Below are 19420 nucleotides of genomic sequence, written 5' to 3' on the forward strand. Positions count from 1 at the left end.
GGATTGAGGATATTACTTGATATAAATATATGCAAATTAATATTATTAAAAACAAATCTCAAGACTTGCCTATACTTTTCTTAATAATTTTAGCTATAGTTCTCAGAATTTACAATATTAATTCGCCAATTATCGGTATTCATTCATGGCGTCAGTCAGACACAGCAGCGATAGCTAGAAATTTTTATGAGAATGGTTTTAACTTCTTTTATCCTCAAATTGATTGGGGAGGTAATTCACTAGGTTATTGCGAAACAGAGTTTCCAATTTATTCATTTATCGTCGCTCTTATTTATAAAATTTTTGGAGTTTCAGAATTTTGGGGAAGATTAACATCAATTATTTGTTTTTTAGTAGCTCTTTACTTCCTCTATCAACTAGTTATTAAAATATTAAATAAAAAAGTTGCATTTTGGTCTTGCTTATTTTTTATAAGTTTACCTTTGAATGTTTATTATAGTAGAACTTTTCAGCCAGAAGCGATGCTTTTAATGTGTTCAATTATTGGTATTTACTATTTTATTCATTGGTTGGACTCAGAAGAATGGAAAGAATTAATTATATCAGGAATCTTTGTAGCCTTGGCTTGCCTAATCAAAGTTTTACCAATAATATATTTAGGAATTCCAATTTTTTACTTAGCATGGACTAAATTTGGTATTAAAGTTTTTCTTCAAATATCTCTATGGATTTATAGCATATTAATATTAGTATCTCTAGTTATATGGTACTACCATGCTCACCAGCTACTTTTAGAGTATGGTAATACTTTCGGTTTTTGGTCAGGCTCAACAAATAGATATAACTACAATATTGTACTAACTTTACATTTTTGGACAGAAATATTATTTAGAACTGCTATTAGACATTTTGCTATTTTTGGCTTTGTCATCTTTTTATTAGGATTGTTCATTTCTAGAAAAACTAGACGAGAATATGTTTTAGATGTTTGGTTATTTTCAGTAATATTAACTTGGATTTTAGTACCTATTACTAGTTTAGTTCATGAATATTATCAACTCCAATTTATGCTTCCTGGAGTAATATTCATGGGAAAAGCTTGTAATCAATACTTGGATAAAACTATTAAGCAAGTGAATTATAAAAAAGCTATAATATTGTGCTTATACCTAACTTTAGCTGCTAGTTGTACTATTTATACTATTGATTATATGTTAAAAGAAAGAATAGATAAATCGGCTGTTTTTCAACTAGCACAACAAGTAAAACAAAATACTGAATCTGAGTCACTAATAATTGCCACTACTGGTAGTGACCCCACATTACTTTATTTGTCACATCGAAAAGGTTGGCTAATTAATCATAGCGATGTGACTGAGAAATTTATCTTATCTAGAACCAACTTAGGAGCTAAATATCTGGTGGGAAGTTTAAATTTTGTGGAGAGTTATAATTTTTTTGTAGATGATGATCAAAAACGAAAAGTCCATAATTTTCTCAATCAACATCCGAATCTTCTCAAAGATAGTATGAACTTTATTGCTAAATTATCATGAGTTCGATAATTTAAAAAAGTTAAAAAGCTGAAACTGTAATTATATTAAAAAAGGCTGTCTCAGCGTTATTATTTGAGGTTTGTTAACTAGTGATGTTGACAGTCAGCAGGTAATAAACTTAATTTTTTGGAGACTGCGCTTGAATTAAGCAATTTTTCAATATCTCGGCTAACACCTGTACGTGGGGTTCACCAAATAGAGAAAGGTGAGATCCAGGAACGTAATGAATATCTAATCCTCCAGCAAATAAGTCACCCCAACCGAATTGAGGATCGTATTGTGTACCTATAGCTTCGTCTCGATTCCGATCCTCAGTTCGCAAGAGGATAGCTCGACCAGAATAAATTGGGTAAATATATTTACTAATAGCTTGAGTGTTACTATCTATAATCTCTAAATGTTTGTCAGTTTCAGGTAAATTAAGTGCTACTTCTAAGTAACGTTTATATTTATTTTGGAAACGTGACTTCTTCCAATAGCTCCATCTCATGACCGTTTGCCAAAGGTACATAGGCCCTTGTTGAGCTATTTTATTTAAATGCAAGAACATTCGTTTGAAAAATGGCGATCGCTTGCTATAACCAGGACGACAACTATCAAGGATAATTAAAATACCAATTTCTTCACCTTGTTCGTGGAGCTGTCGAGCCATCTCGAAGGCAACTGCACCTCCAAAAGAATAACCTCCGAGAAAATAAGGGCCATTCGGTTGAAGGGTCTTAATTTCTTGAATGTAGTGTGCAGCCATATCTTCAACACTAGTATCGAGAGGGTGTTTTCCATCCAGCCCCCGTGGTTGTAGTCCGTAAAATGGTTGTTCTAAGCCGAGATGTAGTGCCAATTCACGAAAACACAAGACTTCTCCACCTAGTCCGTGAATACAGAAAAAAGGTGGCTTGGAACCATTGGGTTGAATTGCTACCAGGGATGACCAAGTAGTTGTTGATTTATCCTCTACTGAACCCATCTTTGTTGCTAAATCTTCTTGTTGGCAAATTATTTTGGCCAAAGCCTCTACAGTACTTGACTGGAAAAGAATGGCAAGCGGTAGATTTTTATTAAATGTCTTCTCAATTTGCCAAAATAGTTTTACTGCTAGTAGAGAGTGTCCTCCTAGTTCAAAAAAGTTATCTTGAACGCCAATCGGCTGGACGCCTAAAAGTTGTTCCCAAATTTCTGTTAGCTGACATTCCACTTGATTGCGGGGAGCAACAAAAGTTCCTTCTGGCTCTTGCCTTGATAAATCAGGTGCAGGTAGAGCGCGGCGGTTTACCTTGCCGTTAGGAGTTAGGGGCATGGTGTCCAGCAAGACGAAAGCTGAAGGTAGCATGTACTGTGGCAGCTTTGTCGAGAGGAAGCGCCGGATTTCACTAATTGTAGTTACTGAGTCTTGATTTGGGATAATGTAAGCTACTAAACGTTGATCGCCAGGAACATCTTCACGGGCAACTACTACAGTCTGAAGTACATTTGGGTGTTGGGCTAATACCGTCTCAATTTCTCCTGGTTCAATGCGTATCCCACGGATTTTGACTTGATAATCTTGGCGACCGAGAATTTCTAGAAAACCATCTGGACGATAGCTACCGCGATCGCCTGTATAATAAATCCAATCTTGTTCGTTATTCCCAAAGGGATTTTGAACAAACCGAGAACGGTTTTCTTGCTGGGCATTGATGTAGCCCAAACTCCGGAATGGAGTTCGGATAACAATTTCCCCTGGTTCACCAATGCCACACAGTTGATGATTTGGTGTGAAAACCAGTGCTTGGGTTTGTGGTAATGGCGATCCTACTGGCTGTACCCCAGGTGTACACTCAACAGGTACTCGGTAATAACATTTGGCTAAAGTTGTCTCTGTCGGGCCATAAAGATTCACAATCTCTCCTGATTCTGGGAAAGCATCTCGCCACCGAAGTACAAGTGTTTCTTTAAGAGGTTCTCCAGCAAAAAATAACCAGCGTAAGTTACGTAGAAAAACTCCTGAGGGTACATTACCTAACCAAGATTGTGCCAAGGAAGGAACTGTGTGCAGCACAGAAATTTGCTCGTGTTCTAAGTAAGGCAAAATTCTACTCGGTTCTAAATTATCCCCTTCCTCTGGTAAACACAGGGTTGCACCACTAATCAAAGGTAAGAAAATATCTCTCAGGACGACATCAAAGGAAAGATTTGTTAATTGGGCAACACGGTCTTGCTGACCAATTTTAAATGTCTGTCGTTGCCAGTTAAGAAAATGTGCCATTCCTTTGTGACATCCCAGCACTCCTTTTGGTACACCTGTGGTGCCGGAAGTAAAGAAAATATAAGCTGCATCCTCACCAGTGATTTGGGGTAAGTTGACGGTTTGATTATTGCCCTTAGATGAATTTAAAATTTCTCCTGTATCTGGATTTACACAAATACAGATTAAAGATTCAGCTATACCCCTATCTGCTTGATCCTGACTATCTATATATAATATGTATTTAGCTTTAGCTTCTTGTAGCATAAGTTGGTGGCGCTCGCTAGGTAGTTTCGGATCGAGTGTCAACAGCACACCGCCACTCAAAAGTACGCTCACCATACTTGCAATCAGCCCAAAGCTTCGCGTCCCAAACACGGCTACCACATCTCCCTGTTGGACTCCCTGGGATAATAAAACCTGTGCTAAGGCTTGAGCTATTTTGGCTAATTCCTCATAATTCCAACTGCGAGATCCTTGACCAACTGCTGAATGTTCTGGAATCGAGTTTACCCAAGAGGTAAACATTGTTGTTACCAATTCGTACTCTGGTTCTGGCAACACTGCACTTGGTTCTGGCAGCAAAAATCGGGCTTGTGGTGTGACAAGAGAATACAAATTGATTTGTCTGTCTGGAGCAGCAACAATCTGCTTGAGCAAATAATGGAATTGTTCGAGCATTTCCATCATCCGCTCTCGAGTAAATAAATCGGTATTGTAGACTAAATCAAGTTTGATTCCTTGGTTTTGCTCTGTAACATACAAAGTTAAGTCAAACTTAGAAGCTGTTTCTAACATTGACACTGGTTCTACAGCCACTCCAGGTATTTCCAATTGGATGTCCTTTAAGTTGAGCATATTGAACCATACTTGAAATAGTGGGTTGCGGCTGGTATCTCGTTCTGGTTGCAGTTCTTCCACCAGTTTTTCAAAGGGCATATCTTGATGGGCATAAGCACCCAATGCCATCTGGCGGACTCGACTCAGCACTGAACGAAAACTAGGGCTGCCAGAAAAATCAGTCCTTAAAACCACAGTGTTAATAAAAAATCCAATCAATCCTTCAATTTCAGAACGGTTACGTCCAGCAATCGGAGAACCAATGAGAATATCTTCTTGCCCACTGTAGCGATGCAGTATTGCTCCAAAGGCTGCCAGCAAGGTCATGAATAAAGTGACACCTTCCTGACGGGAGAGTTCTGTCAGAGACGCACTCAAGCTTTGGGGTAGCATTAAAGATTGAGCCGCCCCTTGGTAAGTTTGGATTGGTGGCCGTGGTCGGTCAGTGGGCAATTCCAGTACAGTATTAGCACCTGCTAACTGGGTTTTCCAGTAGTTGATTTGGCTTAAGAGGACTTCACCCGATAACCATTGACGCTGCCAAACAGCAAAATCGGGATACTGAATCGGTAATTTTGCTAACGGGGATGGCTTGCCGTTTAAAAAAGCTTCATAAACTGCTGCTAATTGCTGCCAGAGAATGCCCATCGACCAGCCATCTGAGGCAATGTGGTGCATGACCAACAAAAGTATTTGCTCTGTTTGGTTTATTTGCAGCAAGCTAGCTCGCAGCATCAAGTCAGATTCTAAGTTGAAGGGGCTTTGCGCTTCTTGATTGAGGAGACATTGCGCTTGCTCCTGTGTGAGTTTAATAATCTTGAGTTCGACTGGTCGAGGTGTAGCGATTACTTGTATGGGGCTACCATCAACTGATTTAATAAAGTTTGTTCGCAGTGCTTGGTGATGAACAACGATCGCATCTAGTGCCTGTTGCAATACACCGATATTTAATTCACCAGTCAAGCGCTGTGCATCCGAGATAATATATGCTCGGCTATTGGGTTCCAACTGCTGCAAAAACCAGACTCGCTGCTGAGCAAAAGATAATGGGGCTGATTTTTGGCTGGCTATTTCGGGAATGATTTGGTTTTGGGGATTATTTTCTAAAATTTGGTTTTGAGCGAGCGCTTGAGCTAAGTTAGCGATCGTGGGATTCTCAAACAAAAGTTGCAAAGGTATTTCTATCCCGAAAGCTTGGCGAACTCGAGACATGACTTGAGTAGCCAGCAGTGAATGCCCTCCTAATTCAAAAAAATTGTTGTGGATACCTATTTGTTCCAGACGCAGAACTTTTGCCCAGATGTTAGCTAAAACTTTTTCTGTAGGATTCTGAGGTAGAACAAAGTTAGTCGATAAATCAAGATCGGATATATCTGGTGCAGGTAAAGCGCGACGGTCTATTTTCCCATTGGGGTTTAATGGTAAGGTGTCCAAAAGTACAAAGTAGCTAGGTATCATGTATTCTGGCAGCCGACCTTGCAAAAACTGTCGTAATTCAACCTGAGTCGGAATTTGCTCTGAACTAGCAACGATATATGCCACAAGTCCTTTGTCGCCAGGAACATCCTCTCTGACGATGACTAAAGTCTGCGTCAATGCTGGATGTTGACTGAGTACAGCTTCAATTTCTCCCAATTCAATCCGAAAGCCGCGAATCTTTACCTGGTGGTCAATGCGACCAAGGAACTCGATATTACCATCGCTGTTGTAACGTGCTAAGTCTCCCGTTTTATAAAGGCGGGCTGATTTTAAATTTTGAAATTTGTTTTCAGATTCAATATTTTTACAAGATTCTAAATCCTCACCAGTATTGCCTAACAAAAAGTTGAAGGGGTTGGGTATAAACTTCTGTTTAGTTAGTTCTGGACGGTTAAGATAACCCCGCGCTAGACCAATACCACCAATATACAGTTCACCTGATTCACCAACAAGCACAGGCTGTAAGTTTTCATCAAGGATGTAAACTAGTGCATTAGCAATAGGGTGACCAATGGGAGCAATGATATAATTAGTTTCACGCTGGCAAGTCCAGAAAGTGGTATCAATGGAAGCTTCTGTCGGTCCATAACAATTGTGTAGAACATTATCTAAATTCAATTGGGCAAAGAACCGCTGTATTAGTTCGCCAGGTAAAGCTTCACCACCGCAGGTAACGTGCCTGAGAAATTGGCAATTTTCAATTCCCTTTTCTTCTAATAAAACACGCAGTATTGAGGGTACTAAGGCTAAAACAGTGATTTGCTGCTCGGTAATCACTTTTACAAGATAAGCAGCGTCTTGATGTCCACCAGGGCGAGCCATAATTAATTGCCCCCCAAAGCACAATGGCCAGAATATCTGCCACACTGAGGGGTCAAAACTAAAAGAAATTGTTAATAAAACTTTGTCTGTCTGAGTTAAACCAAAGGTTGTTTGCCGCCAATACAATTGATTGCAGATTCCAGAGTGAGGAATCGTTACACCCTTGGGCTGTCCTGTAGAACCAGATGTGTAAATTACGTAGATTAGATTATCAAGTGTTGTCTGGTTTACAGGATTATCTTGATTATTTTCAGCGTTTTCCTCCAAAAACAAGTCTAGACAAATTATTTGCGCTTGATGCAGTGGTAGGTTCTTAATCAATTTCTCTTGGGTTAACAACACTGGTGTTTGTGTATCTTCCAAGATGAAAGCTAAACGCTCTTTTGGATATGATGGATCTAAAGGCACATAAGCGCCTCCAGCTTTGAGAATTCCCAACAGTCCTACAATCATCTCCAAGGAGCGCTCTAGACAAATACCCACAAGTACTTCCGGTCCAACGCCTAAAGTACGTAGATAGTACGCTAGCTGATTTGCCTGTTGATTCAACTGTTGATATGTAAGTTGTATGTCTTCAAATACTACAGCAATTGCTTGGGGCGATCGGTCTACTTGCATTTCAAACATTTGATGAATGCATAGATTCTGAGCAAATGGCTGAATATTACTCGATTCATATGCAACTTCAGTGCCAAGGATGTGAGTTAAGCTATCTAATGGAATATTTTCTTTATATTCTGAAGTATTACTATTTATTTGCATTTTCTATATATCAATAACTCACTAAAGTCTGTGGTTCCACTTGATCTTTCTGCTAAAGCCAATGTTTGCTGAGGATTTTTTAACTTTCTTTTATCTGTAAATTTATCATCAAAGCACTTTAAGTAAGCTTCTATATAGCTTATCCAGACTCTCATGAAGGCGAAAACGGCTTTAGCGATCGCTTGAATCAGCAGCAATGGTGTATAATTGCTGAGTGATCGAAAGTTTTGCTTATCTAGCCCAGAATTCTTTTTATACTTTTTTACTAAAAATTACATATTTTTATATTTCACATCAATTACATTATATTAATGTGTAAATTATTAGAATTTCACCTTATTACTTAAAATTTATAATCAGATTAATAATTAAATAAATTCAATAGACTAAGTATAAACAAGTGCTTTACTTCTTAGTTAGTAAATTAATATTTGCTTTTTTCTATTATGGCAAATATCTCAATATTTATTTTATATAAATTTGCAGAGACAAAAAATAATTATTACCGAATCTTCATCGTATTTATTTATATGTAAAATTACTGTAAAGTATTGATATCAATCGTTGCCTTCACTACGCAAAATAAGTAGAATTTTTGAAAATAGATTTCATAGCGTAAGCCCGTAGTTTATCATAAATGAAATTAAATTCAGTCTAGAGTCCAGTCGGAACAAAAAAAATTGTAAAAATAGTTGAGTCTCTAAGTAAAGGAGCAAAAATCTCTGTCATATAAATATAAAAATATCTATAAATTTCAAGTATCTTTTTTACAACTCGAAGGGATTAAAAATAATTTTTAGATCTGTATGTTTGCAGAATAATTTTATTATTTTTGTAATACAGGCGTATTGCTTGATGTATTTAGCCTGAGAAAACGCTCATTTCATAATAGTTATTTCTTAGTCCAAGGTTACTCGATTAAGAAATAACTCTAGGAGCAATTTTGTACTTAAGATGTCCAAAAACTATTGTTATTGTAACAAAATTTTCCAAAAAATGTAAATTTTTGTAAAAAAAAATAACATTTTTGACGTATTTTGTTATATGTTGTGTCTGTAACTTTTTTTAACTTACTATAAATGACGCGTGAAAAAACGGAGAAGCTTTTTAGCAAAACTAAATTAGTTTAGCTAGACATGCTACAGTAACTCCGGAAGGAGTATCATTTTTCTGCAAGGACACCTCTCCAATTGAACTGTAAGGATTCAGTCCATAAATTACGTACGTTACAAATTCTAATATCTTTATCCGGTTTCTCTAAAATTATTAACAGCAAGAACTCTAATTAAGTCAACAACAAATTCTTTGCTTCACATCAAAGCTCAAAGTTTGCAGATCAAACTAGACGAAAGTTTGTAATAAATGCTAACTATTTGCCTAATACTTATACTTAGACCCTTTAATATATTTTTGATACAGAGTCAGCCTTACTTATAAATAATGAGTAACAGTCAAATATAAAGGTTACCTTTGTATAACAAAATGTGAGATACTCTACTTGACATAGTTCCAAGAAAAATTTTAAAAACACCAAGTGTTACTAACTATGAGTAATCAAAGTATTGAAACAAATAAATTAAGTGAAATACCTTTGGATCTACGTGCATCTGCATATGTGAGAGTACGCAAAGGTTCGTGGTGGCTGAGATTAACAACATTATTTCTAGTAGACTGTACTCTTTTATCCTTTGCTTGGGTTTTAGCTGGATATCAATCTTCTTACGGAAATTTTACTTGGCATACATTGAATGATTATTTACCTGTTTTAATCAGTATTGCAATTCAAATAGGATCGTTAGCTATTGAAGGTATTTATCGAGAAGGTCAAAAACGCTATGACTATCTAAATATTATAAAATCGCTTACTTTTGCTCATGGATTAATACTACTTATTTGTTTTTTATATCAGCCATTCGTAGATATTACACGTTCAAGGTTATTATTATCTTGGTTGTTCAGTACATTGTTTATTTGTAGTGGTAGGTATGCTGTAAATATTATTCTTGAATATCTGCGTAAACAAAAGAAAATAGTCCGTTCTTCTGTATTCATTATTTGCGATCCTCAAGACCACGAGCAGATTGCTAGCTTTGTGAAAAAGGAGAAGCACTATATTGTATCTGGAACGGCGAATGCTAATTCATTAGACAGATATCAACGTCAACAAACATTAGATCAACTTAATCAGCTAGGTGTAACAGAAGTTTTTATATCTTGGGATGCTCTCAAAAATAGAATGTTTTTGTGCTGGTTATTTCAAGCATCAGGTATCCAAGTACACATTATACCGATGGAGTTAAAACCAATTTATAGAAACGTCGAATTTAATAAAGTAGGAGGAATGCCTTGCATAAGTTTAGATTGTCCAATAATTACAGGTAAAGATTTTTGGATAAAGCGTATTTGTGATTTTTGTTTCGCCGCTTTATTCGTAATGTTAACATTCCCTATCTATGTAGTTATAGCTATAGCTATCAAATTAGACTCTCCAGGCACTGTATTCTACAAACAAACTCGTATAGGTCTACATGGAAAACAGTTTAAAGTATGGAAATTCAGAACCATGAGATCTGATGCAGACAAATTACAGAAAGAATTAGAAGCCTTAAATGAGGCTAAAGATGGGATTATTTTCAAAATCAAGGACGATCCCCGCATTACTAATGTCGGAAAATTTCTCCGTCGATACAGTTTAGATGAGTTACCGCAACTCTTTAATGTGATTTTTGGAGAAATGAGTATAGTCGGACCTCGTCCTTTACCAACTAGAGATGTAGATAAGTTTTCTGAACATCATTTTATTCGACATGAAGTTTTACCTGGTGTTACTGGTCTTTGGCAAGTTTCAGGTCGCTCAGATATTTTAGATTTTGAACAAGTAATAGCTCTAGATATGAACTATATCGAAAATTGGTCACTTAGTTTAGACTTTGAAATTCTACTCAAAACAATTATGGTTGTTTTGAAAAAAGAAGGTGCATATTAAATTTATAAGGAAAAATACTCTGCTATCCTTAAGTCTGAAAATTTTTACAAAAATGTATGCAATAACTTAATGTAGCATACTTTCTTTTTTAGCTAAGGCCGTATTATTTTGACCGTTCGTGTCTGAGGAACGAGGAACTTTCTGAATGAAGCAAACTGGATATTTAATTTTGTAGTACCAAGCAAATATTTTCTTAAAAAAGAACACTATAAAAAATTAACTGAATTTAATGTTTGGTATATCTAATAATATTAATAAAATAAGGCAGAAATGACGCTTTGTAGAAATCAGAAATATATCATTGAAACGTTATTAAGAGCTTTGTATAAAAAACAACATAAATCATGGCATAAAAATTATCAAAATTAAGTTTATTACTATATGGGAAAAAACCGAAAGTTAATAAGTAATTCCCTTTCAATGGTAGTTAATCGATTAGCGCAAAGCATTACAACCTTTGTTTTAACTGCATCTATTGCTCGCATCTTAGGAGCTGAAGCTTTAGGTCAATATCTACTGGCATTTACATATTATTTTATATTTGTAAGTATTGCCTCACAAGGATTAAAGACTTTATTTACCAGAGAAATAGCACGTTATCCAGAAAAAACACCACTTTATTTAATAAGTGGAACTTGGTTGCAGTTAATTTTCAGTTTGCTGAGTTATGTAGTTCTAGTAATCTTAGTTTTTTTACTACCCTATACTTCCGAAACCTCGACTGCTTGCTACATCATGGGTTTAACCATCATTCCGTTTTCACTTTCCAATATTACTGAGGCCATTTTTCAAGCTAAAGAAAAAATGCATCTAATTGCCATTGCTACAGTTCCAGTGTATGTAATACGTTTATTCCTCATGCTCTGGGCAATGCAAATGAATTACGGAATCGATTATATTGCAGGAATTCTAGTTTTTTCAGAATCGTTAATTCTGGTAATTGAGTGGATTTTAATTAATAAACTAGTTAAAGCAAAATGGAAAATTGATAAAGATTTTATTTACAGTATAATCAAAAATGCACGTACATTCTTTGCTATTGAAGCACTAGCTGTAGTCAATGGTAGAATTCAAATTTTAATTCTTTCATTATCAGGGAGTGAGTTTATAATTGGTATATATGGTGGAATAACACAATTGTTCCAGCCCTTTTTTATTATTGCTAATAGTATATGCATAGCAATGTTTCCAGGATTATCAAAAGCAGTAACTAAAGGACGCGAAAGTCAGCGAAAAATTATCTCAAATTGTATTGAGATGTTATTAATCATTGCATTACCTTTATCTATTGGTATGCTGTTTCTTAGTAAAAATTTACTGACTTTTGTCTATAATCCTAGCTTTGCTCAAGGAAGTTTAGCTCTAAGTGTCATTGCTGTATCATTAATTTTTATACCTTTTAATCAGTCATTATCTTTTTTACTTGTAGCAAATGGTTTTGAGATTGTAAACCTTCGTCAGGTAGCTGTTAACACTACCTTAGGAAGTTTGGCAGGTGTGATACTAGTTTCACAATATAACTTATTAGGTGCAGCAATAATGGCTTTTTTAATGAGTTTTATTGCTTTTAGCCAATATATTTACTTCACCTCTACTCTTATATTTCCATTAAATTACTGGCAAATTATGCGATCACCTTTATTAATTAGCATTTTGATGTCAATGGTATTTTTTATACTAAAAAAAATTGAGTTAGACTTTTTATTGACCATAGCAATTGCGACTTTTTGCTATATTCTATTTGTGAGCTTATTGATGATTCATACTTTAGGTGGAATCCATGTTGCATGGCAAAAAATTGTAAAAAAATAAAAATATTGAATTAAGATTATCAACCTAATTTTTTACTTAATTTACAAAATAAAAGTAGCTAAAGCAAGGAATATGGAATTTATTCAATCAGGAAGAAAAACTCAAAGTTTAGCAATGGTAAATGAGAGTTCTCAACCAGTAATCAGTGTTGTGATTCCTACACGCAACAGACCACAAATTGTTGTCAGAGGAGTAAAAAGTGCGTTAAGTCAGACATTGCAATCAATTGAAGTGATTGTAATAATAGACGGCCCAGACCAGGAAACAGTCAATGCACTATGTAAAATAGGTGATCCAAGACTGAGAGTGATAGAACTATTAAAAAATATTGGACCATCAGGGGCTAGAAATACTGGGGTTAGGGAAGCAAAAGGTACTTGGATAGCTTTTTTAGATGATGATGATGAATGGCTCCCTCAAAAATTACAACTTCAACTAGAAGTAGCAAATAATTCTAATTATGATTTTCCAGTAGTTGCTAGTCGTTTCATTTCTCTAACTCCAAAAGGGGAATTTATTTGTCCAAGAAGGCTACCAAAACTCTCTGAGCCTTTAAGCGAATATCTTTTTGTTCGTAACTCCTTTTTTAAAGGAGAAGGATGCATACAAACCTCCACTATTTTTGTGAAAAAAGAGATGATGGAAAAAATGCCTTTGGAAGAAAAATTTTATAGACATGAGGATTGGGAGTGGTTGCTTCGAGTTAGTGCAATTAAAGGTGTAGGAGTAGAGTTTGTACCTGAAGCTATGGCAATCTGGCATTCAGAAATGGGAATCAAGCGCTTAAGCAACGTCAATGACTGGAAATATTCCTTAGATTGGATTCGTTCAATCCGTAATTTAGTTACACGGAAAGCTTATTCTGGCTTTATTGCAACAATTGTTAGTCATTCTGCGTCATTAGTAGGTGACTGGAGAGCTTTCTTTCCTTTATTGTGGGAAGCTATTCGTTGGGGCAAGCCTCGACCAATAGATATATGCTTATACTTAACAATCTGGTTGATTCCTCAGAATATTAGACAGCAAATTCGTTCTGTTTTGAATAAAAATCCCATAACATGAAAGGCTGTTTACATAGAAAATGTTAACCCTGAAGTGAGTTTATTAAGTTAGATAGTGAGGTACAAAAAAGATGTGTTGTCAGTTCAGCAGGGTAATGAGCATGACTAACTGGCAACTTATGTAAACTTTGATAGTGGCTTCCTACCAGCAATACTTAAAATCGCTCAAACATTTGATGTTTATCAAAAATCCAAAAACTGAGACATTGATACAAACGTATTTATATAGCAATTTACAGAATTAAATTATCAATTTAGTTTTTATAGCCTACACCCATAATGATATGAATAAAAAATTAAATTTATTACAAGTTTATCGTGGTGTTGCTGCTATTCTGGTAGTTTTATGCCACGCCAATCATATACTTACTCGTGAATTTAATAAAAATACTTTATTGCAAATATTTCATTTTGGCTGGATAGGTGTTGATTTTTTTTTCGTACTGAGTGGATTTATCATATTTTACATTCATCAATATGATATAGGTAAACCAAATAAATTAAAATCTTTCATTGTGAAAAGATTCATTCGTATATATCCATTATATTGGATTATATTAGCTAGCAAAATTTTAGTTTCTATATTTACTATTAGTAAAAATGCAATTTATCAGCCAGGTGCAGACGAAATCATTAAAGCTTTTTTGTTACTACCACAAGACAGATCCATTCTAGAGAATAATTTTATTGGTGTTAGTTGGACGCTTAGTTATGAAATTTTTTTTTACTGCCTATTTGCCTTACTAATATTGTTCAACACAAAAATTTTTCAGCCAATAATTTTTATTTGGATTGTTGGTATTATTATCAGTTTTTTAAATGGTTTACCAGGAGAAAATTTGATATTAATGTTTATATTTGACGAACATAATTTAGAATTTGTTCTTGGTTGCTTAGCTGCATATATTATTTCTAAATTTAGATTTAAGTTTAAAAAATTATTAATTTACACTTCTATTTTTATTTTAATATTATCAGTTATAAATACAAAGTATGGAGAGTATGATGTCTCAGGTATTTCCTCATTAATAGCTTATGGCATTCCTTTTACATTTCTTATTATTGGATCTGTATATTTAGAAATGTCGAGTAAGATAAATATACCATTAATTTTAATTTATATAGGAAATGCATCCTATTCTATATACTTAACACACGGTTTCTTCTTAAATAATATAAGTAAATTTACTAGTAAACTTACTAAATATAATGTTTTATCTAATTATACAAGTGACAATATAATTGCACTTGTAACAGTCATAATGGCAATAGTTATGGGGTGTTTTGTCCATACTTATTTGGAAAAGCCATTAATTGCAAATTTAAAAAACAAAGTATTTGCTCAAATTCATGAAAAATAGCAATCAACGATTGGCTACCTATTTACTTATTGTCTATCTACACAATGATAAACATTATATAAAATGAGGAAACTTTTAATTTCTGCCGAACAATTAATTACAATTACTTGTTTAATAATTTATTCAGGAACTCCATTAGATCCATTTTTAACTAATGGCTTTACTGTAAAAGAAGGTGATAGAACTATATTTCGATTACTTTACACTTTTACATATATAGTCATCTTTTTATTAATCGCTCTACGCTGGAAGAAGGTTATCCGTGTTATTGGCAGAGATAAACTTGTTTGGGTCTTAATTGGAGTTTGTGCACTTTCTAGTTTTTGGTCTTTAGATTCAGATACTACTATACGTAGGGTTTTTGGTCTCATAGGAACAACGTTATTTGGAGTTTATTTAGCTTCACGTTATACCTTAAAAGAACAATTGAAGTTATGTACCTACATGCTTGGTATTTCAGCAGTAGCGTGTTTTTTAATTGTTTTGTTGATGCCACAGTATGGTCTTGGAGTGGAGGAACATGCACGTGCTTGGCGAGGAATATACTCACAGAAGAATATTTTAGGTAGGAGATTTGTACTTAGTGGAGCAATATTTTTCTTCGTTGCTATGACTACTCGACAAAATCGCTGGGTTTCATGGCTTGGCTATATTGCTTCAGGAATACTTGTATTCTTCTCAAGCTCAACAACATCTTTAGGGAATTTGCTCATACTTACAGCGGCTTTCCCCATATATCACAAAATTTTACGCTTCAAGTATACAACGTTAATACCTACTTTGACATTCATCAGCGCTGCAAGCATAGCTTTTTATGCCTGGTTCATAACGTATGCGGATCAAATTTTGGGAAGTGTCGGTAAGGATACAACACTCACTGGACGCTCAGAGATCTGGCCTGCTGTGTTAGATCTGATTGCAAAAAAACCGTGGTTAGGGTATGGCTATGGAGCATTCTGGTACGGCTCTGATACCTCAGGCGCGGCTTATGTACAAGCAGCAGCAGGATGGCCGGCTCCTAGTGCTCACAATGGATTTCTGGATCTCTGGCTAGCCTTGGGTTTATTAGGAGTTTTGGTTTTTTTAATGGGATTGTTAGTAAATTTCTTCAGAGGGATATATTTAATTAGGCTGAATAAAATGCCTGAAAATAATGTATGGTTATTAATTTATCTAACCTTTACAATTGTTTCAAACTTTACTGAAACCATATTACTAGAACAGAATTCTATTGAATGGACACTTTATGTATCAGCTATATTATCAAGTCAAATATCTCTTCCTTCCAAAACAAAGTTATAAATATCTAATTAATACACATACTGAATACGTTTAAAATTTCCTAAGAATGGATTGTTATATTATTAACTGCTTATAAAATTTTACAAAATTAAAGTTATGTATAAAAGTCATGCTATAAAAATTATTATGTTAGGTCCTAGTTTGCTTCAACAGGGTGGAATTTCTGGTTACGAAAAGCTTTTTTTAGAATATGCTCCTCCAGAAGTTGAAATATGCCATATTATTACTCATCAAGAAGGAAATTTAGCAATCAAAATCATAATATTTTTGAAAGCTATATGGAAATTAGTATGGATATTACTCAAGCAAGAAGTTGATCTTGTTCAACTTCAGATATCACAGCGTGGTAGTATTTTACGACAAGCAATTATGATAATTTTAGCTTGGGTATTTCAGAAACCAATAATAATACATGCTCATGGTAGTCAATTTCATATATTTTTTGCTGGGCTTCCAAAATATTTCCAGCAATTGTTAAGTTGGATATTTGGCAAGTGTCAAAAATTAATTGTTTTATCTGAAAGTTGGAAAAACTTTTATATAAAAAACCTTGGTCTTAAACCAGAACAAGTAGTAGTTTTATATAATCCAGTAAAAGTTCCTGTGGAAGTTCCACCTCGTTCAGATTCCGAAAAAGTAAATTTACTTTTCTTAGGACGAATTGGGCAACGCAAAGGAGCATTTGATTTGATCAAAGCCTTTTCTCTTCTACCTATTGAATATAGAAATAGAGCTAATTTAATTATGGCAGGTGACGGAGATTTAGAGCAAGCAGACAATTTAATTAAGACTTTAAATCTAGAGAATTATATCAAACTGCCTGGTTGGATAGGGTCAGATGAACGTGATATTCTTCTAACTCAGGCAGATGTTTTTGTATTGCCTTCTTACAATGAAGGTCTTCCATTAGCAATGTTGGAAGCAATGGCTTGGGAACTACCAGTCATAGTAACACCAGTAGGAGGTATACCTGAAATAGTAACTCAATCTCAAAATGGATTAATCGTTAATCCAGGTAATATTGAAGAATTATCAAGTGCTGTTAAGTCTTTGATTGAAAATGAAATTTTGAGGCTTTCTCTTGGAGAAAAAGCTAGAATAAGTGTTTTTCCTCTAGATATCAAAAAACATTGGATTTCTTTTATAAATCTATATCAGTCAGTGTTAAATTAGGATGCTAGAGAAGGCCACTCTTAGGGCTTGAGTGTTTTGTACTGTATGAAAGCATAACAACCATAGATATGAAAATTAGCATTTTTGGTTTGGGATATGTTGGTGCTGTAACAGCAGCTTGCTTGGCACGAGACGGACATGAAGTCATTGGCGTAGATGTCAACCCCGAAAAAGTAGATTTGATCGCCAAGGGAGAATCGCCAATTGTAGAGCCAGGGTTGAGTCAGTTGTTAGTAGACGGAGTGGCGGCTAACTTAATCACAGCTACTACTGATACTGAAGCAGCAGTGCTAGGATCAGATGTCTCGCTCATTAGTGTTGGCACACCTCCAACAGAGAGGGGAGAACCCGATCTTAGTTACGTTTGGAGTGTCTGCAAGCAAATTGGGAAAGCTGCTAGCCATAAGAGTGAAAACCATGTAGTTGTGTTGCGTAGCACTGTCCCTCCAGGAACATTAGAAAAGTGTCAAAATCTGATAGAGAGTATTACAGGTAATAGCTCTATCCATCTAGCATTTAACCCAGAGTTTTTACGGGAAGGTTCAGCTATCAAAGATTACGATCAACCACCTTATACTATTATCGGTACTGAATCTCCCATAGCAGAAGCAGCAGTGCGGCAGATGTACGCCACTGTAGATGCACCCTTCACGATAGTCAAACCATCTGTGGCAGAAATGGTTAAATATGTAGCTAATTGCTGGCACGCTGCCAAAGTAGGCTTTGCTAATGAAATCGGACGGGTTGCCAAAGCTTTTGGTGTAGATGGACGAGAAGTAATGAACATCATCATACAAGACACAAAATTAAATATTTCCCCTGTTTATATGCGTCCTGGATTTGCCTATGGTGGTTCCTGTCTGCCCAAAGATTTGAGTGCTTTGCTTTACTACGCACGTAGCATGGATATACCAGTACCTTTACTAAACGCCCTTCCGACTACTAACACCCTCCAAGTTGATTTGGCGGCCCAGCAGGTATTACGCCTTGGGGTAAGAAAGATTGCTGTTTTAGGATTAGCATTCAAACCAGGTACAGATGACTTGAGAGAAAGTCCAGCAGTGTTGTTAGTTAAGCGATTGATTGGGGAAGGATGTCAGGTAAAAATATATGACCAAGCTGTCTATGAAGCTCGATTAATGGGAACCAATTTAGCTTATATCCAAAATAACCTCCCTCATTTTGAGGATCTATTAGTTGCAGAACCCCAACAAGCTCTGGAGGATGCAGAAGTCGTAATAGTTACCTATGCTAGTCCAGAGTTTCGGCAGATATTACACGAAGCGGTCAAAGAAAAACAAATTTTTGATCTGGCTGGTGTCTTTAGTGAACCGATTAAAGAGTTAAATTATTCTGGTATTGCTTGGTAAACAAAGAAATAATTAATGAAATAACTTAACTATTTTCTGGATATACAGGGTGTCAGTATTATGTAAATAAAAAGATTTTATGTTCAATAAGCTCAAGTTATTGTCACAAATTTAGCCTAGACACTCTGAAGCTTGTTATAAGCATCGCTTTAAGTCTAGAAAACTAAACCAAACGACAAATCATAATTTTTGCCTTATTTTTTAACTTTGGTTGCTAACGCTATCATTAAAGTGAAAAATCTTGCATTCAGGATCACTGAATGTACAAAATTTTAAGCGATCGCCTTCAGAGTTGGAAAATCAATCAAAGGATAAATCCTATTTTTTGTTTATACATTAAATAGGTCTTTTATCAAGAAGAATTTAGATGCGCTTACCTAATGTTTTCAGGAGTCAAAACAATTCAAAATAAGAGCGTGCTTAATTCTTAGGCAAAAGGTAAAATCCAGATCAGATGGATAAAATAGTATCATTTATTGAGACAGAAACCATACAGGATTTTAGTAACTCAGTTTTTTGACTTTTACTAAAAAAGGGTGTATTCTCGTAAGTTTATCTATGTCAATACTCGTAAATTGACGTGAATCCGACGTATTTAAAAATACTCTGCTAACCTTTCCTAGTAAAGGAAAGAGTCTTTAAAAACTTGATTTTTCCTTAAAATTAAAGAAATTTAAGCCCCTCTGTGAGGTGGGCAAGGGATTCATCGAA

9 protein-coding genes and 1 pseudogene are annotated in these 19420 nt (G+C 35.2%); 8 read left to right on the forward strand and 2 right to left on the reverse strand.

Annotated elements, in window-relative coordinates:
- Positions 1–29: 29 nt before the first annotated feature.
- On the forward strand, positions 30–1517 hold the full coding sequence (locus FCR06_RS03930; RefSeq protein WP_138497553.1) for an ArnT family glycosyltransferase: 1488 nt from the start codon (positions 30–32) through the stop codon (positions 1515–1517).
- Between the two features lie 118 nt (positions 1518–1635).
- On the opposite strand, the gene FCR06_RS03935 is transcribed toward FCR06_RS03930, so the two are convergent.
- Entirely contained in the window at positions 1636–7644 is a 6009-nt protein-coding gene (locus tag FCR06_RS03935) for an amino acid adenylation domain-containing protein (protein ID WP_138497554.1), read from the reverse strand.
- Positions 7635–7883: pseudogene (locus tag FCR06_RS34745) on the reverse strand (hypothetical protein); the annotation flags it as partial. The gene FCR06_RS03935 and the pseudogene FCR06_RS34745, both read right to left, overlap by 10 nt.
- 1307 nt (positions 7884–9190) lie before the next feature.
- Between FCR06_RS34745 and FCR06_RS03940 the strand changes: the two are divergent.
- The 7 genes from FCR06_RS03940 (at position 9191) to FCR06_RS03970 (ending at position 18709) form a co-directional block, all read left to right on the forward strand.
- Positions 9191–10630, forward strand: coding sequence for a sugar transferase (locus FCR06_RS03940; RefSeq protein WP_138497555.1), 1440 nt, complete (start codon positions 9191–9193; stop codon positions 10628–10630).
- Between the two features lie 381 nt (positions 10631–11011).
- Complete coding sequence (locus FCR06_RS03945; RefSeq protein WP_223280033.1) at positions 11012–12442, forward strand: oligosaccharide flippase family protein; 1431 nt, start codon at positions 11012–11014, stop codon at positions 12440–12442.
- A gap of 114 nt (positions 12443–12556) precedes the next feature.
- The gene (locus FCR06_RS03950) at positions 12557–13504 is read left to right on the forward strand and encodes a glycosyltransferase family 2 protein (RefSeq protein ID WP_138497845.1); all 948 of its coding nucleotides are present in this window, start codon (positions 12557–12559) and stop codon (positions 13502–13504) included.
- A gap of 283 nt (positions 13505–13787) precedes the next feature.
- Positions 13788–14864, forward strand: coding sequence for an acyltransferase family protein (locus tag FCR06_RS03955; protein WP_138497557.1), 1077 nt, complete (start codon positions 13788–13790; stop codon positions 14862–14864).
- 63 nt (positions 14865–14927) lie between these two features.
- The gene (locus FCR06_RS03960; RefSeq protein WP_138497558.1) at positions 14928–16166 is read left to right on the forward strand and encodes an O-antigen ligase family protein; all 1239 of its coding nucleotides are present in this window, start codon (positions 14928–14930) and stop codon (positions 16164–16166) included.
- A gap of 96 nt (positions 16167–16262) precedes the next feature.
- Complete coding sequence (locus FCR06_RS03965) at positions 16263–17339, forward strand: glycosyltransferase family 4 protein (RefSeq protein ID WP_138497559.1); 1077 nt, start codon at positions 16263–16265, stop codon at positions 17337–17339.
- A 68-nt stretch (positions 17340–17407) separates the two neighbouring features.
- Positions 17408–18709, forward strand: coding sequence for a nucleotide sugar dehydrogenase (locus FCR06_RS03970; protein ID WP_138497560.1), 1302 nt, complete (start codon positions 17408–17410; stop codon positions 18707–18709).
- The last annotated feature ends 711 nt before the right edge of the window (positions 18710–19420 follow it).

The sequence above is a fragment of the Nostoc sp. PA-18-2419 genome, from assembly GCF_005869855.1.
Taxonomy (GTDB): Bacteria; Cyanobacteriota; Cyanobacteriia; order Cyanobacteriales; family Nostocaceae; genus Nostoc.